This window comes from Photobacterium sp. CCB-ST2H9, assembly GCF_023151555.2.
In the GTDB taxonomy this organism is placed as follows: domain Bacteria; phylum Pseudomonadota; class Gammaproteobacteria; order Enterobacterales; family Vibrionaceae; genus Photobacterium.
On sequence record NZ_CP100426.1, the window covers coordinates 1,022,952 to 1,049,433 of the forward strand.

Sequence of the window (26,482 nt, forward strand, 5' to 3'; positions counted from 1 at the left end):
CAGAGAAAACAATCAGTAGCGGCGAATCCAACGGAACTGGCTAATATTAGCCAAGGAGATCAACACGTTAATTCGTTTCATGGCACCAGCAGTGGAATGTGCCGGTATCCGGGGTCGGCTGGCCCCGGCAATAGCAAGGAGCTTTACAGGATGTTGAAACGTACCCTCAAAACCCTCATCGCCACCGCGACCCTCAGTGCTTGCCTGACCGCAGGCGCACAGGCCGCAGAAAACAGAAACTATATTCTGGCGACGGCTTCCACCGGTGGCACCTACTACCCGGTTGGTGTGGCACTGGCAACGCTCAGCAAGGTCAAGCTGGAGCCGGCCCATCACTTTTCACTGTCGGCCATCAGCTCGGCGGGTTCCGGTGAGAACGTTAAACTGATGAATGAAAACGAAGCACAGTTTGCGATTTTACAGGGCCTGTACGGTGCCTGGGCCTGGAACGGTGAAGGACAGTTTGCCAGCAGTGGCCGTCAGGACAAACTGCGCTCCGTCACCATGCTGTGGCAAAACGTCGAACACTTCGTGGTGCGTTCTGATCTGGCAAAAACCGGCACCGTGGGTGATTTATCCAACCTGAAGGGCCATAAATTCTCGATTGGCAGCAAAAACTCCGGGACGGAAGGTTCGGGCCGCCAGATCATGAAAGGACTGGGGGTGAATCCGGACAGCTTTAATCTGGCCTATCTGGGCTACGGTGCCAGTGCCGATGCCATGCAAAACGGCACGGTGGATGGCATGAATACCCCGGCAGGCGTGCCGGTCAGCGCCGTGACCCGGGCATTTGCTTCTCTGGGGAAAGACATCACCATTCTGTCATTCACCGATGCGCAGGTGAAAGAAGCCAATCAGAATTATGAGCTGTGGACGCCTTATACCATTCCGGCCGGAACATATCCGGGCCAGGGAAAAGACGTTCAGACCATTGCGCAGCCCAACTTCCTGGCCGTTCGGGATGATATCTCCGAGCAGGATGTGTATCTGCTGACCAAAACCATTTACGAGAATCTGCCTTTCCTGAACAGCATCCACGCGGCGACCAAAGCCATGGCGATTGAAAAAGCCATTGCCGGACTGCCCGTGCCGCTCCATCCGGGTGCAGCCAAATATTACCGCGAAGTCGGGATTAACATTCCTGAACGTTTAATTGCGAAGTAAGCTTTCGGCCAGTCTTCTCCGGGCTGGCCATCTCATTTCACACCCCATGTTTGACCTTATGAGCGTACAGGATGACTCAAAACGCCGATCAACGCCCTGAACCAGAAACCGAACAAACCACAGAGCAGGAAGCGCTGCAGCAGTTCGAACTGACCACGCGCAGCGATATTCCCTGGCTGACCCATTTTGTCACCGGATTTGCCGTGATTTTAGCGCTGCTGCATCTCTGGTTTAATACCCTCTCAACCCTGCCGGAATTGTGGGTCTCAGCAACACACTTTGCCGGTTTTGCCGTCATCTGCGCGCTGCTGTACCCGGCCCATGCCCGCTTGCGGCACAGCAAAATTGCTTTATCCCTCGATATCCTGATAGCGCTCGGAGCGCTGGCCTGTCTGGTGTATATCCCGCTGGCCGAAGATGATTTATATGCCCGCGGCGTGAAGTTTGTCACCGCCGACTGGGTCTTCTCGCTGCTGGCGATTGCTATCGCACTTGAACTCATCCGTCGTACCATCGGGCTGTTCATTCCGGTACTGATTGTGATTTGCCTCAGCTATGTGGTGCTGTGGGGGAAATGGGTGCCGGGCATGTTTCAGTTTCCCGGTCTGAGTATGGAAACCCTGCTATACCGGAGCTTCTACAGTGCCGACGGTATGTTCGGCCCGATCGCCCGCATCAGCTGGAGCTATGTCTTCATGTTCATTCTGTTCGGCGCCTTTCTGGTGCGTTCCGGCGTAGGGGATTTCATCATTGATCTGTCCAAAGCGGCAGCAGGAAAAATCATCGGCGGTCCCGGATTTATTGCCGTGCTCGGCTCTGGCCTGATGGGCTCAGTGTCCGGCTCCAGCGTTGCGAATACCGTTTCAACCGGAGTGATCACCATTCCGATGATGCGTAAAGCCGGTTTTCCTGCCCGCTTTGCTGCAGGCGTCGAAGCAGCCGCATCGACAGGCGGGCAACTGATGCCGCCAGTGATGGGTGCCGGTGCCTTCATCATGGCCTCATATACTCAAGTGCCCTATGTCGATATTGTGGCGGTTTCTGTGGTGCCTGCACTGATTTATTTTCTGTCCGTCGCCTTCTTTGTCCGCATTGAAGCCAAGCGCAGCGGCGTGCACAAAATTGACACCCACAGTGAACCGTTTCTGAAAGTCCTGTTCCGGGGCTGGCATAACCTGATCCCGATCGGAGTCCTCGTGGTGCTGCTGGTGAAAGGCTTCACGCCCACTTATGCCGCTGGGATTTCAATCCTTTCGGTAATTGTCGCATCCTGGCTGTCCCCCCATAAAATGGGCCCGAAAGCCATCATCGAAGCGCTGTCAATGGGCGGCCGGAATATGGCTACGACTGCTGTGCTGCTGGTTGGCATCGGACTGGTCGTCAATGTCATCAGTACCACAGGGATCGGCAATACTTTCTCGCTGATGATTAATGAATGGGCTGGCGGCAACCTGCTGGTCATGCTGCTGCTGATTGCGCTGGCTTCGCTGATCCTCGGGATGGGCTTGCCCGTCACTGCCGCTTACATTGTGTTAGGCACGCTGTCGGCACCGGCGCTTTATCAGTTAATCGCTGAAAGTCAGTTGCTGGACTTACTGGTTCAGGGCCAGTTACCGGAACAGGCCAAGGCGATTTTCATGCTGGCTGCTCCCGATCAGCTGGCAGCGCTCAATGCGCCGATGACGATGGAAAATGCTCAGAGTCTGCTGGCACTGGTACCGGCCGATTTCAAGTCCATGCTGCTGGAACAGAGCCTCGGTGCAAGTGCCGTCACGCTGGCATTACTGTCAGCCCACCTGATCATTTTCTGGCTGTCGCAGGACAGCAATGTCACCCCGCCGGTCTGCCTGACCGCGTTTGCCGCAGCGACGATTGCACGCACACCGCCGATGCGGACGGGTCTGACGGCCTGGAAAATCGCGAAAGGACTGTATCTGGTGCCGTTGCTGATCGCCTATACCGCGCTCATCAGTCATGACTGGGGCGAAGTGCTGCTGATTGGCGGATTTGCCGTCATTGGCACTTATGCGCTCATTGCTGCGATCGAAGGTTATCTGGAAGGCCGGTTGAATGTACTCGGCCGTCTGCTCCTGACCGCAGATGCGGCTGTCCTACTCTTGCCCGGTATCGATTGGTGGTGGCGGGTCGTCGCGGCCGTGATTTTCGCTGTGCTCTTTGTGTATACGGCACGAAACGGCACCCAAGGCATTCAAACAATGTCCGGCACCTCCGATACGCCGTCGTCCTCAAACCAACAAAAGGTGATGCCATGACATCCGTGTACGATTATCTGGTGATTGGCGGCGGGATCGTCGGTGTCGCAACCGCCTGTGAACTGCAACGTCGTTTCCCCGAGTGTAAAATTCTGCTGGTGGAAAAAGAAACGCAGCTGGCCCGCCATCAGACCGGCCATAACAGCGGTGTGATTCACGCCGGGGTGTACTATCCCCCCGGCAGCCTGAAAGCCCGGTTCTGTAAAGCCGGGGTCCAGCGCACCCTTGCATTCTGCCGGCAGCATGACATCCCGGTCGAAAACTGCGGCAAACTGCTGGTCGCAACCAATGAGACCGAACTGAGCCGGATGGAAGCCCTGTTTGAACGGTGCGGAGAAAACGGCATTGACGCTGAACTGCTGGATGCGGCGCAGCTTCACCAGCGTGAGCCGAATATCACCGGACTGGGCGCGATTTTTGTCCCTTCCACCAGCATTGTGGATTACCGTTTGGTGACGGAAACCATGGCGCAGCGCTTTCAGGCCATGGGCGGCCAAATTGCGCTGCACACAGAAGTGATTGGTATAACTGAAGACGATCAGGTCATCGAACTGACATGCCGTCAGCCCAGCGTCACCAGTGCCGAGCCATTTACTGTCAAGGGACGCTTTCTGGTCAGTTGCGGCGGCCTGATGGCCGACCGGCTCACCCGCATGCTGGGGCTGATTACCGATTTTCAGATCATTCCTTACCGGGGTGAATATTATCGCCTAGCCGCACGGCATAATCAGATCGTCAGTCATCTGATTTATCCCATCCCCGATCCTGATCTGCCCTTTCTTGGCGTGCATTTAACCCGGATGATCGACGGTTCCGTGACCGTTGGCCCGAATGCGGTGCAGGGCTGGAAGCGGGAAGGCTACGGACGGTTGAATTTCAGCCTCCGGGACAGTGCTGAGATGCTGTCTTTTCCCGGTTTCTGGCAGGTCACGGGTAAACACCTGAAAACCGGATTGCAGGAGTTCAGGGATGCCTGGTGGAAAGCCGGTTATTTAGAGCGGGTCAGGAAATATTGTCCGAGCCTGACACTGGCGGACCTTGAGCCGTATCCGGCAGGGATTCGGGCACAGGCTGTGCTGAAAGACGGAACTCTGGTACATGATTTTCTGTTTGCAGACAGCCCGCGCAGCCTGCATGTGTGTAACGCACCGTCACCAGCCGCAACGTCCGCCATGCCGATTGCCGACTACATCTGCGATAAAGTTGCTGAAAAAATGCCGCCAGTGGTTCCAGTCATCGATTCTGCAACGAACTGAGTGCTCATAAAAATACACCCCGGTAATCATACCGGGGTGTTGATGTGTTTCTGTTCGACTGTTCAAGTCGCTTGTTTACAGACTCGCCATGGCGCCTTTTCCGACACCTTCATAAGCCACAACATCCAGTCGCTGGTTTTCACCCAGCTTCGGTTTCACTTCGGCCGCGATAAAATGCGCCAGCAGTTCAATGGTGGTGTCGGTATGGATCATGTCAGTTTCGCTCTTGGCAATCGCCAGTTCAAACAGACCTTGTGGCGCGGTATAACGGAAACCATAGTGCGTCTCGTCCGTCGCACCTGCAGCATGCTCGCTGAGGTTCAGTGCCGTCACGCTGACCTGATCTTCCGCAGTGCCCAGGTAAATATCCGTCCAGCGCTTCGCCCAGTCGGCTTCCAGCTGGCTGTCCCGCTTGCCGTCAACATAGAGTTCAATCGGCGAGCGGTGACCGTGCGCAATACGCTGGCAGTTGCCGTCATGCTTTTTCAGACCATGGCTGTAATGATAGAAAGCACCGTCAATCTGTTCATGACGCAGCACCAGTTCCAGCCCCTGAACATTATCCGGCAACTCTCCGGCCAGCACTTGGTAAAGATGCTCGGTCACGGTGTCGATGGTAATGGCTTCGGCTTCAACTAAGCAGAATGCTTCTTCAGGACAGTGCAGGTGAATACTTTTCTCATCGCGCAGCAGATCAACCGTGGCATAACCTGGGGTTGTTTCCGCAATCTGCACTGACGGATGGTTCACAGGCACCAGCAAACGGTGATCCACGTATTCATCCACCAGCTTTTTGATCTGCTTCTTCACACGGCCAAAATCCAGCACCATGCTCATTTCATTCAGCTCGCCAGACATCACCACATCCAGTATCCAGCTGTCGCCCACCATGCCGCGGGCCGGGCACAGGTATGAGGCATCAATAACGGTGAGATCTCTGACAAATAGCTTCACGCTGACGTCCTTACTGAAATGATAGTCGTTTACGGAGCTGGGCATTATACGCGGACAGCCGGAGGAGTAAACCTAAACACGCTCCGTAAATCCGATGCTCAGTAGCGATAATTTGCCGCCAGAAACAGGGAGCTGACACCACGTTGCTGCGACTGAAAAGTAATCGCATTGCCCTGATCGTCTTGCCCCTGCCAGTTTTTCATCTTACTTGGCAGCATACTGTGACGAAATCCGGCTTCCAGAGTCATATCCGAAGACACCCGCCATGCCAGGCCGGTCTGCATCCCGAAAATCACCCCATTCACATGATAGTCACTCTGATAATCCGAGTTTGATTTCACGCTGGCATAGCCTAAATGCAAGCCGACATAAGGTGAAAAGTCTTTGTGATATAAGAAGAAATAATCTGTCGCCAGCAGGTGGAGATTCGCCAGATTTTCATAACTCAGGCCGGATGACGAAAAGTCGCTGTCGCTGTGATGTCGTTCAAAACTGTAGTAGATCCGACTGCGTCCTTCCGGTGTGTAGTAGCCAAAATCCACACCCCAAAATCCGTTGCCACCGGCATCTTTTGCGGTTTCGGTCTGACCAGACACCGTGGCTTTATCGGTCAGTCCCATCAGACTCACGCCGCCCCGCAAACCAAAGAAATACCGGCTGTCTTCTGCCTGCACAGTGTCAACCTGCTGTTCCGCACTGCTCATCGTTGCATCCGACGCAGGCTGTGCAAGATTAGCCTGCACACCGGCACTGAACAGACACCCTGCAAACATCGCAGACGCAAAAGGAACAATAGAAGATGTTAGAAACTGCAAAGCTGCCTCCCTGAGATCACGGCTCGCCGGACCGTTGCCCGGTATTGCCGCATCATAGCAAGTCCCTGAATTCCAGACGAGCAAAAATCCGAGTCAAAACAAGAGACAGCATCACTGGTGCTCTAATCCTCCCGCAACCAGGCCAGCGCATCCACCGGGGTATCGAAACATTTCACTTCCCCCGAAATAAACCAGCTGCCGACTTTCGCCATCACATCAATCCACTTCTTGTCACCATAAATAGCGATACGGTGAAATTTTTTGCCGTGTTTCAGGCCCAGTTTCAGATCATCCCACGCCGCTTTGAGCTCCCAGCCCTCAAACTCCGAGCCATCAAAATACACATTCACTTTCGGATGCTCGACGCCCGCCAGGGCTTCATCAATCAGTGGCGTGATCTGCTCATAATCTTCGTGAGTCAATTTACCGACCGCTTTCAGTTCCATGAAAAAATTATCGTCATGTCTGTCTACTTCAAAAAATAAACCGTGCGTGGTTTGCATACGGGCCTCCTGTTGCCGACGGCTGAGGAAAGTGAAAGATCAGGATAAGTGTAGCGGGCATCAGGAAAAATGACGGGATTTGAATCAATTGCCGGGCCATCTGGCCCGACAATGCAGCAAAAGAATTACGCCGTTTCGGTTGCGTTGCGCAGCTCTGCTTTCAGTTCTTTTTTTAGGATTTTGCCCGTGGCGTTCATCGGCAGGGCCTGACGGATTTCAACCTGGCGCGGATATTTGTACGCTGCCAGCTGGGCTTTCCCCCAAACCTGCAATTCAGTCTCAGTGATGGTCGCCCCTTCCTTCAGAACAACATAGGCCTTCACGTCCTCCCCATACTGCTGAGATGGAATACCAATCACAGCCACCATCGCCACATCCGGATGCGTCATAAACACTTCTTCAATTTCGCGGGGATACACATTGAACCCACCACGAATGATCAGGTCTTTGACGCGATCAACAATAAACAGGTTGCCATGTTCATCAAAACGTCCGATATCGCCTGAATGGAACCAGCCATGACGCAGCGCATTGTCGTTCTCTTCCGGACGGTTCAGATAACCTTTCATGACATTGTGACCACGAATAATAATTTCACCCGGCTCGCCCTGCGGCACCGGCTGATCATTGTCGTCCACCACGCGAATCTCAACGCCCTGAATCGGCTGTCCCACAGAACCAGGCAACCGGGGCTTATCCAGATGGTTAAAACTGGCAATCGGGCTGGTTTCTGACAATCCGTATCCTTCGAGTACAGGAATGCCGAACCTGCCCTCAAACGTCCGCAACACTTCGACCGGTAAGGAGGCACCACCGCTGACTCCCAGTCGCAGACTGGACACATCGTGTTCGGCTTTGCAGAGATTCAGGCTGATATACATCGTCGGTACACCGGCAAAGATGGTCACGCGATGCTGTTCAATCAATTCAAGCACCAGTGCTGCATCAAATCTCGGCACCATCACCAGGGTACAACCAAGGCTGACCGGCGCATTCATATTGACGGTCTGACCGAATGTGTGGAACAACGGCAGCGTCAACAGGTGGACATCGTCCCCCCGCATCTGCATCAGATTTTGCGCTGCCAGCGCATTGATATACTGGTTGCTCTGTGTCAGCTCTGCGCCTTTCGGCAATCCGGTGGTCCCCGAGGTATACAGAATAACCGCCGTATCTTCGGCACTGCGGTATGCACAGTCACCATCAGAGGGCTGATTTTTCATCAGCGCAGACAGAGTTGGCATGCCCTTGTATTCCTGCTGCGACTGATCCGCAGTCATCACCACCATATGTTCACAGCCACCAACCTTTTGAAAAGCAGCAATCCCGGCATCCGCCATCGGTAATTCTGCCGTGCCTTCAAAACAGAAATAGAATTTCGCCTGTGCATCTTCCAGGTGGTACTGAATTTCCCGCTCACGCAGCAGAACATTCAACGGTACAACCACTGCACCGGCTTTTTGAATCCCGTAATAAACCAGCGGAAAATATGGCAGGTTCGGACAACTCAGCGCAATGCGATCCCCAGGCTGGACGCCTTTTGCTTTCAGGCCGTTGGCAATCTGACTGGCAATGGCATTGAACTGAGCGTAAGTGATCTGAGTCTCGCCACAAATAATGGCGATTTTATCAGGTTGAGAAACAGCATTTCGTTGTAGTGCAGCGGCAAGATTCAGCATGGTGTTTTCCTTGTGATGTTCTCTACACAACCATCTTATTGTCGGGTCAGTTGACACAACCCGGAATTGATACAAAAGATTTAATCGGACGTTCGACCAAAGTCAACGAGGCGATTTGATTTTGTTAACAACTTGTGAAGCCAACGCAACTTTACGCCTGATCGTCAGGATCAGGAATTCAGTTTCTTCTCCGTTTTCGCGAGCCGCTTCGACTCCTGTCGGGTCGGCGGAAAGCCGATCGTCTCTCCTTCAGCTGTCAGGATCGCGATCCGCTCCGGTCGTCCCGATTCGTGAATCCAAAGCTCACCAATACAGCTGGTGTTCACCAGACGTCCGTGTCCCGGCGTATCCGGATCCCGCTTCTCGATCTTCATTCTCTTCCGCTTCGTCAGCCAGTTCAGCGGTGAAGAGGGCGTATATAGCAACCGGTCCATCCGCTCGCAAAATCGGAGCAATCGTTCAGGAAAGGTGTTTTTGATACCGCTGGCAGTCACCTGATAAATATGCGGGCTGTTGCGTCGAAAACGCAATTTGATGTCATAGGCAAAAGAATAGTGAACATCACCCGACAGGATCACAAAATTGGTCGGTGTTTTGGTGTGAGTGAAAATACTCAGCAGCGTATTGGCCGCGCCCGGATGAGCCATCCAGTTTTCCGCATCCACCATCAGCGGCTTGCCAAGCCAGGTCATGATCCGTTGCAGGGCTTCAATGAATTTCACACCAAAAATCGGGGCTGGTGAAACAATAATGACCGCAGATTCGTGCATCAGGGCCTGTTGCATTTCTGTCAGGGCTTCCCAGTCCATCAGACCCGAAGGTTTATTCATTTTCGACTCCGACCGCCAGCGCCGGGTGCGTGTATCCAGCACCAGAATCTTAGGCTGCGTCGCAATCTCGTAATGCCAGTGCTCAAACTCGTACAAGAGGCTGATCATCGCCTCATGGTTCTCATCACTGGGCTGCGAGAAAAATGCCCGGGCCTTGGCAGCAAAGCGTTCGTCAAACCGGGACGGGTCATTCCCCCATCCCTGACACAACCAGTACCCGAACAGACTGTTGCCGATGATTCGTCGTGAAAAAGCATTCTGATAGACAGCCTGCTCCCAGCCTACCGTCAGGTTCCAGTCATCCGTGACATCATGATCATCAAAAATCATGTAAGTGGGAATATGCGCCATCAGACGCTGGACCTGATTCAGACCTGAAATAAATCCGTCAATTTCCGTCATTTCCCGATGCCACAGCTGTTGCCATTTCTCAGCCAGCACCTGCGTGCCACACTGAAAACCCTCTTGTGCCAGCCTGCCGTGATCCACCAGCCGCCAGACCTGCGGCGACCACACCAGCAGATACATCGCCAGAAATTCGCTCAGACCAATCAGGTGGTTTTCACAGTCAGTTGAACTGAAAACAGGACGACAGCGTTTCGGCAGCCAGCTGAATCCACGGCTATCTGACAACCAGTGTCCGGTTTCTTCGTGAACAGGCAAAACCTGATCACGGCCGTATAACTGATAATCACTGTGTCGCAGCTCAGACAAGGATGCATAAGGCGCATCGGAAAAGTGCTCGTCGGGCAAACCCAGCAGATCAATCACCTGACTGATCGCATCCAGGGTTGGCCCGGCAACATGATCGGCATAGATTTGATCGCCGCTCATCATCAGCAAAGCCGGACGTTCCGAAACAGCCAGCGCAGCCACCTTACTGTCTGCTGCTACCAGACTGTCTTTTCCGGGGAAATGCGGATTTCTGCAGGAACCATGCTGGATATAATCCGCACGGGATTTGATCATCAGCGACAATCGTTTCTCGCCGGGATAAAGTAGTTCGGGGATCAGGGTGCTTACCGGCCCCTGCTGAGTCTGGATTTCATAGGCCAGTTCACAATCGACAGGGAACTCACCTTGAAATTGCGCCATCACAATCCAGGCAGAACGGCCGACCTGAATCTGTTGTTCAGCTGTCAGCTCTGCCTGGAAAAAAGCGTTTTCCTCCTTGGCATGAAAGAGCTCAAACTGCCCTTCCAGTCTTGAGGTCGTCACCATCCACACCGTGACCGACTGGGCATCACATCGCCGCAATACCGGACCGGCGAGCACCAGCGGCAACTCAGTCTCATCCTGAGCAGGTAGGCTTGACGAATGCTGTGTCTTTTTCTGATGTTGATTACTGACTGTCATCTATCCCCGAATATCTGTCTCTGGACAACAGAAGGCATTGTAACCGATACACTTTCGTCTGATGCAAATTGATTGTCAAAGCCGGGGACAGGTCATGTGAAGCGGTACGCAGCGGGTGATTCCCGGCGACACACCGCCAGACGTCACAGGTGGTTGAGGATAATGTATCCACCCAGAACAAAGAGGGACATAAAAAACAGCCGCTGAAAAACAGGGACAGATAAGCGCTGACGGACCTTTGCACCAATAGCCATACCCGCGAACGCCGGCAGTAAAGCGACGAGAGAAAGACCGCTGGCTGAGAGTGTCAGTATATTTTGCACCCATAGTCCGAGCATCAGCCCTGCAGAAGAGAAGGTGAACAAAATCCCCATGGCCTGCACCAGTTTTTCTTTGGGCAGCCCAGCTGATTGCAGATAAAACACCCCGGGCACGGCAGAAGATCCCGTCAGGCCGGTAAAGATGCCATTACAGGTGCCCATTGCCACACCAAACGCCGTCTGCCACTGAGGCCGGACAGACAAGCGAAAATTCAGCAGCCCGGTCACAGCATACAGGCTCAGCAAAATGCCTAAACAAAGGGACATGTAGCCCGTGTCGATCATCAGCGCCAGCCAGCACCCGGCTCCGACTGAAACCGTAGCCGACAGGAAAAACAACCAGTACTCACGGCTGAGCGACCGGGCATGTGGTCCGGTAACAGCCTGATAGATGTTGGTCAGAAATGCGGGTAAAGCCACCATTGACATTGCGGAATGAATCCCGATCACCGTCGTCAGTAACCCCAGAACAACGGGTGGCAGGCCGAGGCCCACCACACCTTTGATCATGCCGGCAAACGCAAAGACCAGCATGATGATTACGATGGTTGTAACATCATATTCCATCAAACAATTTCTTCCGGCATCAGAGGGTAAATCGCAGCAATGCCCTGCTCTGCAAAGTATCTCAGTGCCGTCACCACATCCCGGTTCTCCTCATCGGTGAGTACCTCAGGTTTGTGCTGTGTAAAGTGATCGGCCAGCGCCAGGATGTCTGCTTTACGGTCCTCAATGTATACCGGCTTTTCATCCCCGTTTTGCGGTCCCGTTTCCGACAGCAGCGCCTGCATGGCGCGGGTGTCTTTCACGAACTCGATATCAAAATGACCGAGCTGCATCAGTACATACCGGCTAGCCACTCCCTCCGGGGCACCATTGGCAAATCGGTGTTTTACCTGAGCCGGGATCTGAAACACTTTTCCCTGAGGCACAATAAACAGCTTTTCGAGCTCAGGCAGTTCAATACGAATGGTACCTTTCGAGCAATAGATCATGTCAGAGACCGACTGGTGAAAATGATACGGCACCGCCTCATGATCCAGATTAAACAGACTGACGCGAATACCGTCCTGATAATAAAACTCTTTCATTTCCATGACTGCATTTCCTTAAATTAGTTCTGCCAGGCAGACTCAGCGACCAATGGTGACGATTGACGGGCACAATAGGCAGCCCATTCTTCTGACAACCACATTGCCGCTTCAACAAACGCGGCTGAAAAATTCCGCTCATTCTGCCAGTAACGGGTCAATACGCCATACGAAGCAATCCATGGTGACGGGACCACCCTGCCGGTTTCCGGATCCCGGCACATCACGCCATAAGATTCATCGCTGTCGAGCATAATCCCCCCGGTCGAATAATGACCTTCCCGGTTTGCCAGCAGCTCTTCACGTTCAGCCAGCGCCGACACCAGTCTGGACGGATGCAGGGACAACCGGAAATCCTGTCCGGATGCACGAATTACGGCATCAACCAGCCTTGTGCTCTCCGCGTCTCCGTCTGTGAAGGTGACTTGATACTGGCCACCATGAGCCACAGGATTACCCGATATCTGGTAGCCCATTTTTACGGATTCCAGCTTTCCGGATTCAAACAAAGCCAGCAACTTTTCAGCGTTCAGTAAAGGAATCGGTACGGCAATCCGGATAAAGTGCGTGTCCAGCTCCCGGTCATAGATTTCTTTCTCAAACGCATTCAGATGACGATAGAATTTCATCCGGCGGGCTTTGAGAAGAATTGTATGAACCAGATTATTCTCATGCGGACAGGTCACATCATACCGGAGCTTTTCAAAGGCATTTTCAAACTTCGGTTCGACAATATCCTGCCAGCCGATCTGACCTGATGTCGCCGCCCTCAGTTCCTGATCAATCATCGACAAAATATCATTCAGGCCTAATTTTTGACCGAGTACCCGTTCAAGCTCGCCGAAGGTCTCTTCCGTCAGATACTGAAACTGATACTCGACCGACGCGCCCCGAACCGCAGGGAAAAAACCGCACCGGCTGCCCGCAACAATCTGAATCTGAGCCTCTGCTTGCGACGGGCTATAGCCTGTGATATGCCCGCTGTCTGAAAAATGGAATGTCCCGGATTCGGCCAGCGACATAATGGCATCGATTCCGCTCGGTCCCATCCCTTTGACAAAACACGTCAGGGTTTTGTCCCGGACGGCTTCAGACCACGCCGCCACGCTGGCCCGGAGTTTTGAATCGGGATAAGGACTGTCAAGAAAGTTCCCGGCAGTCATTTCAGATTCAGTATCCAGCGGCACCCAGTGACCGGTCGAAAGAAGCAGCTTGTCGATCCCGGTGATGACTTCTCTGCTGCCATCATCCACACGTTCAATCACGAGACTGAACCGCTCTGACTGTCTGTATCCATCGATTGCACAATAGCCGTTATAGGATTGAATCCGGATCCCATGACGACGGGCCTTCGAAACTGTTTCCCTGAACCGCTCTTCCAGATAGACCCCAAATAACGCCCGGGGATAAAATCCTTCCGGATCCGGTTCCCATGTATCCAGCGGGACACCCGGATGTGTCTCCCGGATCAAAGCCGGAAACTCTGCGGCCAGACGCTGGCGATGCTCACCCAGCCAGTCATAAAAATCATCTCCGGCAAGCGACATTTGCCGGGCCTGATTATTACAGAGATGGCCGGGTAACAATTCGTACGGTGCGTATGGATAGCCGGGACCATTCACCTGACGCGACTCAATAGTCAGAATTTCCACGGATGACACAGGGCGCCGATCTGCGGTCAGGGCATTCACGAGATGAAACAAAGCAGCCGTACCGGAAAACCCGGTCCCCACAATACACAGCCTTGTTGGATTGACTTCAGACATAATCTCCCTCTTTGAATCATCTCCCGGATGCAACAATACATCCGGGAGAAACTGCCGGAATCTACAGGCTCAGTAGTGCATCCCTGATCCGCTCTGCTGCTAAATGCAGCGTCGACTCAGATCGCCCCGTATTCAACCGAATGAAATGCTTCAACTGAGGTACATTTTCAGCAAAGTGAAGTCCCCCGATCGAAGCCACACGGGCGCGCTCAAGAAGGAATTGTTCAGCGCTGTCATAACCCAGTTTTTCTATCTTTTCACCGTAACCGGAAAAATCAGCAAAGATGAAAAATCCGCCTTCCGGCACAGGAACGTGAACATGGGGAATTGCATTCAGCGCTTCGACAAATCCCTGAAGATTCATCCGGGAATTCACCGCCCTGGCCATGGCAACCTCATCCATATATTCCTGCATCGCCTCATGTGTGGCGACCTGAGCATAGGTCGCAGCAAAAGAGTTCAGATTGACCTGCACTTTCGCCATCATGGCCAGCTTATCCGCCGTGCTGCAGATATAACCGACACGATCACCATGCATGCCATACGTCTTCCCAGGTCCGGTGACCAGCGTTGTGCACTCCCGCATTGCATACGACACGCCGTTTTCCAGCGTCACGGTAATATCGGAAATTGTGGCCGGGCCATCGAGAATATGGGATTCGTACGGACAGTCGAACAACACCTGAACCGGGGGCTGCCCCAGCTCTGCGCGACGCAGATTGTGCCGGGCAATCACTGCAGACAGATGGCTCAAATCCTCGCGGCTGTATATTTTGCCGGAAGGGTTCAGACAATCCCCGAGAATGATCATTTTCGTGCGTTCCGTGATGGCCTGATCAAGCACTTCAGGACTTAGCGCTTTGTGATAAAAATCGCGGACCAGCACACCTTTCAAGACGCCGCCGTGTAAATCAATCATATCGGCGTAGTGCGGCCAGTTCGGTAACGGGACAATCACTTCATCTCCCGGGTTCAGCAGCGTGTGAAAAACCACGGTGATTGCACCCTTAATGCCGCCCGGCGTGACCATAATTTCATTGTCCGGGGAGTAGCGTACCCCTCTGAGCCGGAAAACACGGTCGCTGATCGATTTCCTCAGAAACTCAAACCCGGTCACAGGGGCAAATTCATGAATCGCCCGCGGCTGTTTCTGAATAAAATGAATGACTGCCTCATTGATACGGTCATCGGCCAGATCATCCAGCGTCCCGATACTGAGGTCGATAACTTCTTCACCCGGACGGGCATTGGCATTTAATGCTGCAATTTTTGCCTTGGTTCCGTGTGTCACCGATTCACGTAACTTCATTGCAGAGTCTGAAAAAATGGTCTCAGGCATAACTACTTTCCTCTTGAACTGAAACAGGCAACGCATCAAGTTCTGCAGATTTCCGGTACATGGCCAGCCACATCGCCTGCTGTGCTTTAAACATCTCTGTTGCACCGTAAATGATTTCATTCAGATCGCTCTGCGTCAGGCAGTTATTCAGCACACAATTTCGCGCATCAGCGGCATGTCTTTCTTCGACGCCGTTGTCGACATGAGCGTTGAAATACACCTCAACTTCTTTTTTATATTGCGCCTCATCAAGATGAGTCCGGCTCAGACGGAAAGCTTCCCTGAATGCCGTCAGCATCCGGTCAGCGTGTGTTTCCAGAGCCATAACAACGCCCAGCATGCGCGGATAGCTGTCTGAAATCAGTGCCTGAATCCGTTCACGATAGGCCAGCGTTTCGGGAATAATATCGGGACTGTTTTTCGCATCCTGAACTTTCAGGGGCTCCAGGTTATACTCCCGGGCGCCAAACAGGTTCAGGGCATTTTCCATAAATATTTCATGGCAGTGGGCTTTATTCCCCATCCCGGTCTCTTCACCCAGAATGTACGAAAACAAAATCAGCGTATCCATATCGTTCACCGCCGCAGAGCGGGCACAAACATGGGCGATTCCTTTCACAGTCAGTTCAGTCCGGTAAAAAAAATTGGCCCGGAATAATTCATAAGTGGCAGGCGTCCATGGATACGTTGCCAAATGCTTAAAATAGGTATTTTCGAATATCGGATGATTTTCCAGCTCCGTCAGAAAGCTATCCAGCTTCCCGCTCAGTTGATGACTTCCGCTTGACATTGTTTGCTCCTTGATTTCACAAGTAGTCGGGCTTGTTATCTATAAACCTCTTATTTCTTTTTGTTAACAAATTGATAATCAGATGCTAACAACACGATACTAACCACAACCAAAGAGCAGTTAGTTTAATATGCATCACAATTCTTATAATCCCATGGAAATGGCAAACCCAAACTCAGCGAAATTGTGCGGCTGCTCAAAATTCACACACACTGCAAATCCCCCCGAGTTCAATCACTATCCGTTAAAATCTTCACCGAACATCAGCAGTAAACGAGAAGGAAATAACAAACAAGCCATTGAAATTAAAGAAATTAATATCATGTCATCTAACGTTCTTGCTGAACGAACCTCAGAAATGCGGATATTGCAGGTATGCAGGTATGCAGGTATGCAGGGGCATGCGAAACAATGTGACAATAAATCAAATAGGCTGTGCTTACGGAAATTTCAGAACAGAGACATTCAAATACTGCACGAGATGCAGCCAATGATCTGAAAGAAAAGATAATGAAAAACACGTTCACGATGAGTGGTCAATTATTTATCTTACCACTTTAGGGAATTAAGACTTTCATTTTTTTGGTCTTGCTTCAAACAATTTATTTAATAAAAAAACGGATATGAACTCATATTGTGATAATAACCATCCTATTTTAAAGTGTTTCTCTGAAACAACGCGCATGGAGGAAAAAACCTCCATTGGCTAGAACAAAAACAATATCCGTCAAAGGTTAATATCGATGAGTATAACAACACCCAATCAGGTCACGATCAATGACTTGCCTTCTAAAGTAAAAATTACATTACCGGAAGAGCCGGATTCGGGCGGCGCTTCACTTCTCATGTATCTTGGTATGGGAATATCTATCGTTGGTGTGCTATTCATTCTCTTTGGCCCAAGAGAGATATATTACAACGCCTATAAGGGAATGACATTTATCCAGATACTGCAAGCCTACCCTGGTCCAATTGCCAGTGTCGGATTTTTGATTTGTGGTATTGCAAACTATGTCTCCAATTCTGCTTTACAAGAATATCAGACCGGTGTCGTTGCATCACTCGAAAGTGCGATTCAAATTACCGACGAAGATATTCCTGAAGGATTCAAGTTAAGCATTGAACAAAAAGAAGAAGACGACAAAGATGTTTACTATGTCAGCTTAATTGAAGCAACTGATGAGCCGAAATCAGACGAGAGTACTGAGTCAGCAGCTCTGGAATCAACCGACAAAAAGTAAAAACCAAGATAAACTGCGTCTTTTTCTAGGGCGCAGTTTTATATTTAAAATTCAGCCCCCTTCCTATAAATCATATTTACCCCACCAAGAAACAAAGCTCTTAAGAACAATTACCAGCCCCATAACTTACAATATTTACGTGCTTTTTCAGTATATAAGATTTTGTGCTTCCTGCATTCCAATATATAAACCCTGAATACCTCACTAGTTATGCCATTTTTATTTTTATTTTTATTTTTATTTTTATTTTTATTTTTATTTTTATTTTTATTTTTACAACAAAATATCAAATAGACTTGATATCACAAATAATTACCATTAATTCAAATCATTGAAATTAATAAGGTAAGCAACCGCTCACCTTATTATAATAGTTTAACTTCATTTAAAACTATCTAGGATTGATGTCATCAAATGGCATTCTATCCTGAACATGCCACCAACGGTCAAAAAAACTATCCTCTTTTTTATATAAAACATCTAAATCATGATGACCATAATCATTGATGATACCAATCACTTTTTTCAGTTGTTCTGCAGTTAAAATTAAATCATTATATCCATGCGTTTGAACTTTATACTTATTATATAAAAACGGCTTTGTGACGATAAGACTATAAATCCCTAACCACGGCCATGCACTTTCTTTAGGCTCGGGTTCAGGAATAGAACCTAACTTCAAAAATGAAAGCGATGCCGCACCAGCACCAGCAAAAACCATCGGTCCAGCAACGAATAACAAAATCACTGCAATGGAGAGTCCCCCAATCATGCAATATTTTGCCATTTTTTTTCGTCTCTCACTACCAACTTTAACGCCATATGAGTAAAAGCCGGACGCAGTGATTTTCTGATAGTATCTGACAGGAAACCACTCAGCACCTAAGATCAACATGACGACAGGAAAAAAAACTAACAACGCTGCAGCTAAAAATGCGTCATATCTTTCAAAAAAAGCACCTGTGATTAGGTGAAATATAAACAATGGACAAAACAACAATGTGAAAAATGTAAATAGTGGCATTCCCCATTTACCATATCTCCCCCAATAATCAACCTCCCATTCCATGATGGCAGGCTCACTCTTTACAATTTCAGCATAAATTTTTGCACACTCTTTTTCTTTATCCAGATAATCTTCGAGATCAACATTTGAATTTATCCTGCATTGAACAACCTGGTATATTTGTAAAACGTCTTTAAAATATTTCATTGTCTAAAGTTTCAAAATCACCCAATCAGTCCTCCCCCAATTAAAAAGGAAAGATGAGAACTAACTCATCTTTTCAATAAATTAAAAGTCGTCTCTAAATGGCATTGTGTTTTGGTGATCATTCCATCGATCAAAAAAACTATCATCCATTTTATCAATGATATCGAGTTTATGTTGACCGTAATAATCAACGATATTTTTCACTTCTTCAATTTGCTCTTTAGTTAAAATGAGGTAATTCTTTCCATGTGTTCGAACTTTATATTTATCGTATAAAAAAGGTTTGCGCTCCTTAATGACACTATACACACCTAACCATGGCCAGGCACTTTCTTCAGGCTTTTGCTCAGGAATAGAACCCAACTTAAAAAATGAAAGTGAAGCAGCACCAGCGCCAACAAATACCATTGGTCCGGCAACAAATAAAAGGATGACAGCTATTGAAAGCCCACCGATTACGCAGTACTTCGCCATCTTTTGACGTCGTTCACTTCCCATCTTAACGCCATATGAATAAAATCCTGATGGTGTTATTTTTTGATAGTATCGTACTGGGAACCATTCAGCACCGAGCACCATGATCAAGATTGGTAATGGCACAACAAAAAATCCCATAAACATAATTTCATATATATCATCTTGATCTCCAGCCAACCAATATAGTGGAAAGAATGGAACAAAGGTAAAAGCAAAAAAAACAAATACTGGTAAACCCCATTTACCAAATCGGCCCCAATAGTCGACTTCCCACTCTAAAATTGCAGGTTCACTCTTTACAATCTTTGCATATATTTCTCTACACTTATCTTGCCGGTGTCCCCAGTGTTCTAGCTCTGTGTCAGTGTTGAGTTGTCGCTGAACCTGTTGGTATCTTTTTTTAATGTGTTCCATGAAACGACTTAATAGCTTTCCAACCTATACTCTTTATGGCGGACATTGACGTGATCTGATTAAGCCAACGAATCAAATTATAAGGTGAGTTTAACTCACCTTGTAATAATTTATTTTTTTGTTGTTGGCAATTGATGGCTAGGAATCTTTACTCGTCGAAATGGCATCGTCTCTTGATGCTCCCACCATCGACTATAATATATCCCTTCTTTTTTATCTAAAATATCGACTTCATGCTGACCATATTTCTCCAAAATATTTTGTATCTGTACTAATTGGTCTTTTGTCAGTATCAGATAGTTTTCACCATGCGTACTCACCTTATATAGGTGATACAAAAATGGCTTCTTCAACATCACTAGACTATAAATCCCCAACCAAGGCCAAGCACTCTCTTCTGGTTCAGGCTCTGGAATCGAGCCTAATTTCAAGAAAGAGAGTGAAGCAGCACCGGCACCCGCAAAAACCATTGGTCCCGCGACAAAGAGCAGAATGACTGCGATTACAAAACCACCCATCATGCAATACTTCGCCATCTTTTGACGCTTTTCACTACCTACTTTGACGCCATAGGAATAAAATCCAGATGCCGTTATTTTCTGATAGTAGCGGGTTGGGAACCATTCAGCACCGAGTACAATAATTAAAATTGGTAACGAGACAACCAAAAAGCAGACTAGTATGACATTAATTATATCTTCTACATCTTTTGCAAACCAATACATTGGAAACAATGGCAAAAACACATATCCAAATAAAATAAGGAAGGGTAGCCCCCATTGACCAAATCGGCCCCAATAATCAACCTCCCACTCCATGATCGCGGGCTCATTTTTCACTTGCTTGATATAAATATCCCGACAACTTTTATATCTGTCTTCCCAATTATCAAGGCTAGGGTCATTATTCAATCGAAACTGAACACGCTGATATTTTTGTTTCGCCTTCTCTAATTCATTCATCATTTTTACTTTTTACCAACTAATATTAGTGAGTTTTTTTGTTTTTCCCCAAGTTTAACCGCTGCAGAATAAGGTTGAGATTCTTTTAAATCGGTTAATGTTTCACCAAATGCACTTTCCAATTTTTCCACTGCTGTTTTTAATCCATATAGATGAAAGTCAGATGTCGTATTAACTGATGTTGGCATAATTTGCTTATCAAAACAATGCGGGCCAATATGAGAGCCGTTTTTCTTTTGGCCTTCTAAATCATCAGGATACCAAACCATTAACAACAAAGAGTTTAACTGACTATTTTTTGGACGAGGGAGCCAAAAACGGTAGAGTTGGTTCATCATACCTGTCTCTTGCCAAGTGCTGATATAATCAATCTCATCATAAGGCCTAGCAGGGATGCGTGGCGAAACACCAGTATTCAATATTTTAAATGGTCTTTTATTTACAACCCAATCCGGGATATATTTTTCTTTATTATCAACCTGAATAAATTCTACTGCTGAGTTATTTTTTCCATACCACAATGCATCAACCTTAACACATTTATTCCGTAATTCTATGGGAAAGTCAATCATTATCCAGTAACCACTGGCACTATACAACCCATCAGGAACCTTCATATTATAAGGTTTTACTTGTTGCGAGTAATCCTCGCCAGCCGTTGGCTGAATATAAATAATAGGTTTATTTTTTAGCCGCGTCAGTGCATCTAAAGCTTTTTGATATCCATCTTTTGAATAATCCCATATAACTGAATCATCACCGACAAATTTCGTATTTACCCAAGGTGTTTTAATTAGCCAATCAGTAACATCATCTTCACGAGTGAAGTTCAAATAAGCTGTGCACACTGCATAGACTATACCAGCAACTATTGCGGGACCAGCTATAATCCAGGCTGGAATAGTCGCCCCGAACATACTTGCTAATTGGAGAGCACCTGTAAAAGCTTGGGCAGCTGTCGATGCGGCTTTCAAACCATGAACATATTTTATGGCTCCTTTTGCTTTCGGCATGTCGTAAAAGACAATCTGCCATGTCTCTAATATCCCAGCAATCGATAATGCAAGGTTGGCAGCTAAACCAACGACAATTGCTCGTCTTAGAATATATCGAGTTTCTTTATCTAACAAATGTATTTCTTTACTTGCCTTAAACAAATTTCTTGATCGAAGGTTATCTAGGGCATCTTCTTCAAGATGACTACCATTGATTGCATCTAATACTCCTCTAGCTTCTGATAAATAAGTCGATTTATTCATACTCAGAACTGAGTCTGCGAAATAAGCTACGCGATATTGAATCGTAAGATAGTCCTTTTCATCCTTCTTATGTTTTTGGGATATATTTACGACGTCTTCTATCAAGGCTAAAAAGTTTAGTCCAGTAATTAGTAAATTCAGCCCTCTTGAACCTGAGCTTTCTACAGCGTCATAATATTTATTCGCTTGATTTACAATCAATGCCTTAAATATTTTTTTGAATTTCTTATCATTGATATCAAATAGATAAAATATATTCAACCTGATCTTCAATATCTTATTTCTTTGCGCTTCAATTTCTTCTGCCGTTGCTCTGACTCTCCCATCTTCCATCCACATCAACCACAGGGTTGAATTTAATTCCTCCTTTCGAAATGCATCAAATTTACTTTGCATACCTTTTGTAAGATAAATCTCACCATTTGCTATTTGGTTTGATATTATATTTGAGATCCACCTTGTTCCCCATTTCATTTCAGGGGATTTTTGTACCACATCTAGTGAAAGTCTAAGTTGTTCATTAAGTGAATGACTAATTAATCGATTAACAGAATGCAAACGTTGGTGGGAAAGTAAATTCACTGCACCCTTAGCAAATGAATTCTTAATATTTTTATATCGACTAAGAATGTTATTTTTATACCACTCCCATTTCATGAAAGACTCTTCTTTAAAAGCCCCCCAGAAACTTAATACACCAACAGTCAAAGCCGACTGATCCGCACGCGAACCTTGAAGATGCCACTGATGAGACTCCTCAATAAGCTGACTTAACTGGTCAGAATTAAAACCCATTTCGGCAAGATGATTAAACGCATCATTTGGCCCATGTTCAATATATAATCGAATGTACTTTTCAAGTTTATTTTTTAACTCCTGACTTCCTTGATAAAATATGCTCCCAACCAAGTTTATCAAAGGTTGGTCTGGGTTGAACTGATTTTTGTGCCTAATTAACTCATTACCTTGAAGTGTATGCTCAAACCCATATTGAAAATTTGTGACAAAAGAGACAAACTCATCGGAATGTTCTTCGCTCTCCAAATCAAAAGATAATAGTTCAGGCGATATTCCCAATGTATTGAGCATCACAAAAGAACATTTAGCAACATACTGAACCCAGTTATCATAGGCGACTTTCGATTCCGTAAGTCTCACAATTACTTCATTGACTTCTTTGAGTCGAATCCGTGATCGCCATTTTCTTGTTTGATCAATTTGTTCAATAAATTTATTTTTCCGAATATTAAATGGTTCTTTTGTTTCTAAACCCAACTCATTAGCATAATTATTTAGTTGTGTGAAATAGCTAAGATTTGGCTTGTACCCCATTTTTTTAAGGTCAATTTCTCTTTCATCAAGAATAGCGTTAGGTCCTCTCGATTCACGCAAGAAGTCTAACTTATCTATCATGGCCTTCGTTATTTTCGCATGAAGTAACTCCTTGCCTTCTAGCTCTTTCACCAGTGGATTATCTGGCAAAATTTTAGGGTTACAAAAATCCCCGACTGCTTTTGCCAGATTCAGCTCTTGTAGGTTTTTTTCCTGCCACTGCGACCGAAGATCATTAGCCAGAATAGTGAGTTTCAGGCTGTCTTCTGCCAGTGCAATGCCATCTTCGATGATCAGGATATCGGCATGCAGGGGTTTTTCCGGGTCAATTGTATCCAGATAGGGTTGGTTCGACTGAACCGGCGTGAAATGCTCTTTTTCTGCCTTAGCATCCTTATCGTTACTGCCGGGTTTAACATCGGTGTCCGCTTGATTCGTCGGCGTCGTGGTATCAGCAAAGCGGTGATCCTGAATGGCAGGGCCGGCATCAATGTCGGCAACCAGTTGAGGCAAGTCATTGAAGACTTCTTCTTCACCTTTTGTGCTGACCAGCCTTTGGTTGAAATCGTAAACGGCACCGGCATTTTTCGTCAGTGCCTGACGGAATTCCGGATCGCCCGTAAACTGGCTGCGCTGTTTTTCTGTCCATTCCCGTTCAGAAAAGACAATGTACGCCCAGCCATTCAGGCTGTGGCACGGCAGGTAAGGCGTTTTCTCGTCGTTGCGTTCAAACAAGCCCTCAGCATAACGAAATTCATGCAATTCATCGGCATGCGGGTATCGTGCCGCGAGATTGGTATTCGCAGCAACATAGTAAACATACACATAGCCTTCGCGCAGTTGACGAATGGTCAGCGAATGAGCGGTTTCACTTGCAAGCGGATGGGCATGAACCTTGTACTTTTCACTTAAGGCTGCCTGAATCGGGTGTTTGCCCTGCTTCTGCGCCAGAACCAGACTTTGGTTATAAGGCGCTTCAACCTCATCCAGAGCGTAGCGGCCCAGACAGAGCTTGATGGTCTGAATATCTGCTGCGGTCGTTAACGATGCCACGCGCACCACGGTTGCCTGAGGTGCCAGCAGGTTGTCCTGAGTCATCGGGGCGAAATTACCACCGAGCTTCGGTTGCGCATAGTGGTACAGCATATTCTCGGCAAGGTTGTAATCTTCTACCAGAACGGCCGGGAAGGTATTCCGCTGCACGCCTTCTGCCCGATTCTGAGGCGGATCGATTTTCAGCGTTTGACCGGTACGCAGACTGAACAGCGGGTCGGAGATATCCAGTCCGTTGATTTCAGCCAGTTGTTTCGGCGACAAGTTATAAAGCGCAGCGATACTGCTCAGGCTCTCATGGCCCAGCGCATCATTGATCGCTTTCACCTCGTGAATTCTCGGTTCGGGGTTTTGTTCTTGCGTTTTATTTACGATCACGACATCCCCGGCCATGACGTGATCAGTTTCGCTCACCTTCTGAAGATAAGGGTTGTATTCCAGCAACATGGCTTGCGAGATACCGGCGCTCGCCGCCACTTCATCCAACGTGGCGTCTTTTTTCACCGGAAAATAATCAATTTTCATCACCGCGCTTTCTTCTGCTGCGTCCGGTGCTTCTAACGGCAGAATCAAGGTTTCACCGGGGAAAATATGGTCTTTGCGATCACCGACCTGATAATCCGGATTCAGTTCAAGCAGCTCACTGAGTTTGATTTCATGGGCTTTGGCAATCGCAGTCAGGGTATCTCCTTTCCGGATGGTATACAGTTGCCCCTGTCCCTGATGCTGAACCACATCCACCAGATTTTGCTCCGCGGCTTTGCGCATCGCTTCCAGATCGAGCAGCGTGGCATGTTTATCCAGCCACGTCCCATCCATCTGGTCAAATTCCTGCTGGGTCAGTTTGTGCGGGGAATACAAAAGATGCTGCCGTTTCGCAGGCTGATCCTGAACCCGCCAAGGCAGGATCAGCGTACTGAGTTCATGGTCATCCAGTAATTCATCAGATAACTGACCCGCAACTGACTTCGTCGCCTGATACTGCCAGTTGTCATCATCTGGGGTGATTTTATATTCATGGAGCAGTGCATCGGCCATGAAATGGTAATAGTAACCAGAGGTCGGCAGGGCTAACCGGTGTCCAATTTCAACGGCCAGCTGTACCGGTATAAACGCATCATGCGCCTGATGCGTGTTAACCGGGTCTGGCATCACCGAATTAATGGATGTTTTCAGAACACCCGCACCGCTTTTCACTTGCAGCGACTTCGCTTCATTCACCCGCAGCTTTGACACATAAACGACTGAATCTTTATTTTCAACACGCTTCAAAGCTTCCGTTTCTGTTTCCGCTGCAGTGGGCGCGACGGTGATGACCTCATCTAACTTCAGTGCTTTGAATGTATCTTCAGAACAGGTCAGTTCCACTGCGTACTCAAATTTCGGTGAATCATTCAAGGGCTCTTTCAGATACACCACGGCTGTTTGGGTCGCTTTCAGGTCCTCCAGAAGGCACATCCCTAAATCCAGCCATGGCTTCTCGTCTGACGATTCACCTGTAGGTAATTGCACGCTGTGGATCGGTGCTGTATGCGCCTGCATTTCAAATGCCTTCGTTTCCGAGTACACCGACAATTCGTCCAGCGTGGTCGAGATTTGGGCAAGACTATCAGATCTTTCTTCCAGCTCATCAAGTTGCTGAACTGTCATCTGACGGGGTGAAAAAAGCACTTTCACGCCAGAGGTATCTTTCTGGTGTTCCCCCTGAATTTTGTAAGGGACCCAGAACTGAGGCAACGGATAGCCATCCGCCTCACGATGCTCATGTTCAGTGCTATATTTGGCTCGATTCCGGTAGTAAACAATGTCGATGTCGCGATATTGCCCGTCTGGTGTGATTTCCAGCTCTCGCCATACTTTTCCTTTCCAGAAAATATACAGATAGCCGCTTTTCAGATCCGCCGCATTCGCTTTATCTTGTTTCTCACTGAGATAGACCAGCGCCCGAACCGGGACCAGAACATTATCCCATTCAGCCATTGATACGGCTTTTTCCACAGGCTGGAGATTTTCTGCCAGCAATAATCGTATCGATGCCGGAACATCCTGCATCGGCAAGGATATATACAGATTTCTAGGTTCTGTATTCAAACCCTCAAACACAGCCAGACTACGATGCTTGGTCTGGTTATCTTTTTGTGGTTTGGCAATCTTTTCTGATTGTTCATCCGTTTTGGATAAAGACAGGGTCGAACTGTTGGGTGCCCATTGCCCCGCAAGTTCAATCACAATTTTATGTTCCGGTATCGGTTCCGACTTCGTCTCTGCAGGCGACTTGCTAGGCGACACATAGCTTTCCAGATCGGTCAGCGGCGTATAGTGCGCCTTCACATAACGGACTGGTGGTTGATTCTCATTCCCTTGATTCGGATCTTTTTTATCTGACGACATGTGA

18 protein-coding genes are annotated in these 26,482 nt (G+C 48.2%); 4 read left to right on the top strand and 14 right to left on the bottom strand.

Annotation, left to right across the window (positions count from 1 at the left end):
- The first annotated feature begins 150 nt into the window (after nucleotides 1-150).
- From L4174_RS21365 to lhgO, 3 genes are all read left to right on the top strand, one after another.
- Nucleotides 151-1,164: a TAXI family TRAP transporter solute-binding subunit gene (locus tag L4174_RS21365; protein WP_248141806.1), complete on the top strand. Its 1,014-nt coding sequence runs from the start codon at nucleotides 151-153 to the stop codon at nucleotides 1,162-1,164.
- Nucleotides 1,165-1,235: 71 nt separating this feature from the next.
- Entirely contained in the window at nucleotides 1,236-3,437 is a 2,202-nt protein-coding gene (locus L4174_RS21370; RefSeq protein WP_248141805.1) for a TRAP transporter permease, read from the top strand.
- Nucleotides 3,434-4,693, top strand: coding sequence for an L-2-hydroxyglutarate oxidase (lhgO, locus tag L4174_RS21375; protein ID WP_248141803.1), 1,260 nt, complete (start codon nucleotides 3,434-3,436; stop codon nucleotides 4,691-4,693). The genes L4174_RS21370 and lhgO overlap by 4 nt, the downstream gene beginning before the upstream one ends.
- Before the next feature lie 75 nt (nucleotides 4,694-4,768).
- On the opposite strand, the gene L4174_RS21380 is transcribed toward lhgO, so the two are convergent.
- From L4174_RS21380 to L4174_RS21425, 10 genes are all read right to left on the bottom strand, one after another.
- Nucleotides 4,769-5,647 (bottom strand): 6-carboxytetrahydropterin synthase, encoded by an 879-nt coding sequence (locus L4174_RS21380; RefSeq protein ID WP_248141800.1) that lies wholly within the window; start codon nucleotides 5,645-5,647, stop codon nucleotides 4,769-4,771.
- A 98-nt stretch (nucleotides 5,648-5,745) separates the two neighbouring features.
- On the bottom strand, nucleotides 5,746-6,462 hold the full coding sequence (locus tag L4174_RS21385; RefSeq protein WP_248141798.1) for a hypothetical protein: 717 nt from the start codon (nucleotides 6,460-6,462) through the stop codon (nucleotides 5,746-5,748).
- Between the two features lie 122 nt (nucleotides 6,463-6,584).
- Nucleotides 6,585-6,965: an STAS/SEC14 domain-containing protein gene (locus L4174_RS21390; RefSeq protein WP_248141797.1), complete on the bottom strand. Its 381-nt coding sequence runs from the start codon at nucleotides 6,963-6,965 to the stop codon at nucleotides 6,585-6,587.
- 125 nt (nucleotides 6,966-7,090) lie between these two features.
- On the bottom strand, nucleotides 7,091-8,644 hold the full coding sequence (locus L4174_RS21395; RefSeq protein ID WP_248141796.1) for a long-chain fatty acid--CoA ligase: 1,554 nt from the start codon (nucleotides 8,642-8,644) through the stop codon (nucleotides 7,091-7,093).
- A 170-nt stretch (nucleotides 8,645-8,814) separates the two neighbouring features.
- On the bottom strand, nucleotides 8,815-10,830 hold the full coding sequence (locus tag L4174_RS21400; RefSeq protein WP_248141794.1) for an alkaline phosphatase D family protein: 2,016 nt from the start codon (nucleotides 10,828-10,830) through the stop codon (nucleotides 8,815-8,817).
- 143 nt (nucleotides 10,831-10,973) lie between these two features.
- Complete coding sequence (locus tag L4174_RS21405; RefSeq protein ID WP_248141792.1) at nucleotides 10,974-11,717, bottom strand: sulfite exporter TauE/SafE family protein; 744 nt, start codon at nucleotides 11,715-11,717, stop codon at nucleotides 10,974-10,976.
- Nucleotides 11,717-12,247: a cupin domain-containing protein gene (locus L4174_RS21410; RefSeq protein ID WP_248141791.1), complete on the bottom strand. Its 531-nt coding sequence runs from the start codon at nucleotides 12,245-12,247 to the stop codon at nucleotides 11,717-11,719. The genes L4174_RS21405 and L4174_RS21410 overlap by 1 nt, the downstream gene beginning before the upstream one ends.
- A gap of 17 nt (nucleotides 12,248-12,264) precedes the next feature.
- A complete protein-coding gene (locus tag L4174_RS21415) occupies nucleotides 12,265-14,007 on the bottom strand; it encodes an FAD/NAD(P)-binding protein (protein ID WP_248141790.1) in 1,743 nt (580 codons plus the stop codon).
- 61 nt (nucleotides 14,008-14,068) lie between these two features.
- Nucleotides 14,069-15,346: a pyridoxal phosphate-dependent aminotransferase gene (locus L4174_RS21420; protein WP_248141787.1), complete on the bottom strand. Its 1,278-nt coding sequence runs from the start codon at nucleotides 15,344-15,346 to the stop codon at nucleotides 14,069-14,071.
- Nucleotides 15,339-16,136, bottom strand: coding sequence for an iron-containing redox enzyme family protein (locus L4174_RS21425; RefSeq protein WP_248141785.1), 798 nt, complete (start codon nucleotides 16,134-16,136; stop codon nucleotides 15,339-15,341). The genes L4174_RS21420 and L4174_RS21425 overlap by 8 nt, the downstream gene beginning before the upstream one ends.
- Before the next feature lie 743 nt (nucleotides 16,137-16,879).
- Between L4174_RS21425 and L4174_RS21430 the strand changes: the two genes are divergently transcribed.
- Nucleotides 16,880-17,377 (top strand): hypothetical protein, encoded by a 498-nt coding sequence (locus L4174_RS21430; RefSeq protein WP_248141783.1) that lies wholly within the window; start codon nucleotides 16,880-16,882, stop codon nucleotides 17,375-17,377.
- Between the two features lie 391 nt (nucleotides 17,378-17,768).
- Here L4174_RS21430 and L4174_RS21435 read toward each other — a convergent pair whose 3' ends face one another.
- The 4 genes from L4174_RS21435 to L4174_RS21450 all read right to left on the bottom strand — a co-directional run bounded on the left by L4174_RS21435 (nucleotide 17,769) and on the right by L4174_RS21450 (nucleotide 26,478).
- Nucleotides 17,769-18,590 carry a hypothetical protein gene (locus L4174_RS21435; RefSeq protein WP_248141781.1) on the bottom strand — a complete coding sequence of 274 codons (822 nt, stop codon included), beginning with the start codon at nucleotides 18,588-18,590 and terminating at the stop codon, nucleotides 17,769-17,771.
- An 81-nt stretch (nucleotides 18,591-18,671) separates the two neighbouring features.
- Complete coding sequence (locus L4174_RS21440; RefSeq protein WP_248141780.1) at nucleotides 18,672-19,481, bottom strand: hypothetical protein; 810 nt, start codon at nucleotides 19,479-19,481, stop codon at nucleotides 18,672-18,674.
- A gap of 110 nt (nucleotides 19,482-19,591) precedes the next feature.
- Nucleotides 19,592-20,446 (bottom strand): small multi-drug export protein, encoded by an 855-nt coding sequence (locus L4174_RS21445; protein ID WP_248141778.1) that lies wholly within the window; start codon nucleotides 20,444-20,446, stop codon nucleotides 19,592-19,594.
- Nucleotides 20,447-20,448: 2 nt separating this feature from the next.
- Nucleotides 20,449-26,478 (bottom strand): LysM peptidoglycan-binding domain-containing protein, encoded by a 6,030-nt coding sequence (locus tag L4174_RS21450; RefSeq protein WP_248141776.1) that lies wholly within the window; start codon nucleotides 26,476-26,478, stop codon nucleotides 20,449-20,451.
- Nucleotides 26,479-26,482 lie beyond the last annotated feature (4 nt).

Excerpts from the sequence above, each read along its gene's own strand:
- L4174_RS21420 (WP_248141787.1), bottom strand. The coding sequence starts at position 15,346 with ATGCCTGAGACCATTTTTTCAGACTCTGCAATGAAGTTACGTGAATCG.
- L4174_RS21425 (WP_248141785.1), bottom strand. The coding sequence starts at position 16,136 with ATGTCAAGCGGAAGTCATCAACTGAGCGGGAAGCTGGATAGCTTTCTG.
- L4174_RS21440 (WP_248141780.1), bottom strand. The coding sequence starts at position 19,481 with ATGGAACACATTAAAAAAAGATACCAACAGGTTCAGCGACAACTCAAC.
- L4174_RS21410 (WP_248141791.1), bottom strand. The coding sequence starts at position 12,247 with ATGGAAATGAAAGAGTTTTATTATCAGGACGGTATTCGCGTCAGTCTG.
- L4174_RS21430 (WP_248141783.1), top strand. The coding sequence starts at position 16,880 with ATGAGTATAACAACACCCAATCAGGTCACGATCAATGACTTGCCTTCT.
- L4174_RS21395 (WP_248141796.1), bottom strand. The coding sequence starts at position 8,644 with ATGCTGAATCTTGCCGCTGCACTACAACGAAATGCTGTTTCTCAACCT.
- L4174_RS21415 (WP_248141790.1), bottom strand. The coding sequence starts at position 14,007 with ATGTCTGAAGTCAATCCAACAAGGCTGTGTATTGTGGGGACCGGGTTT.
- L4174_RS21435 (WP_248141781.1), bottom strand. The coding sequence starts at position 18,590 with ATGAAATATTTTAAAGACGTTTTACAAATATACCAGGTTGTTCAATGC.
- L4174_RS21400 (WP_248141794.1), bottom strand. The coding sequence starts at position 10,830 with ATGACAGTCAGTAATCAACATCAGAAAAAGACACAGCATTCGTCAAGC.
- L4174_RS21405 (WP_248141792.1), bottom strand. The coding sequence starts at position 11,717 with ATGGAATATGATGTTACAACCATCGTAATCATCATGCTGGTCTTTGCG.
- L4174_RS21450 (WP_248141776.1), bottom strand. The coding sequence starts at position 26,478 with ATGTCGTCAGATAAAAAAGATCCGAATCAAGGGAATGAGAATCAACCA.
- L4174_RS21445 (WP_248141778.1), bottom strand. The coding sequence starts at position 20,446 with ATGATGAATGAATTAGAGAAGGCGAAACAAAAATATCAGCGTGTTCAG.
- lhgO (WP_248141803.1), top strand. The coding sequence starts at position 3,434 with ATGACATCCGTGTACGATTATCTGGTGATTGGCGGCGGGATCGTCGGT.
- L4174_RS21365 (WP_248141806.1), top strand. The coding sequence starts at position 151 with ATGTTGAAACGTACCCTCAAAACCCTCATCGCCACCGCGACCCTCAGT.
- L4174_RS21390 (WP_248141797.1), bottom strand. The coding sequence starts at position 6,965 with ATGCAAACCACGCACGGTTTATTTTTTGAAGTAGACAGACATGACGAT.
- L4174_RS21370 (WP_248141805.1), top strand. The coding sequence starts at position 1,236 with ATGACTCAAAACGCCGATCAACGCCCTGAACCAGAAACCGAACAAACC.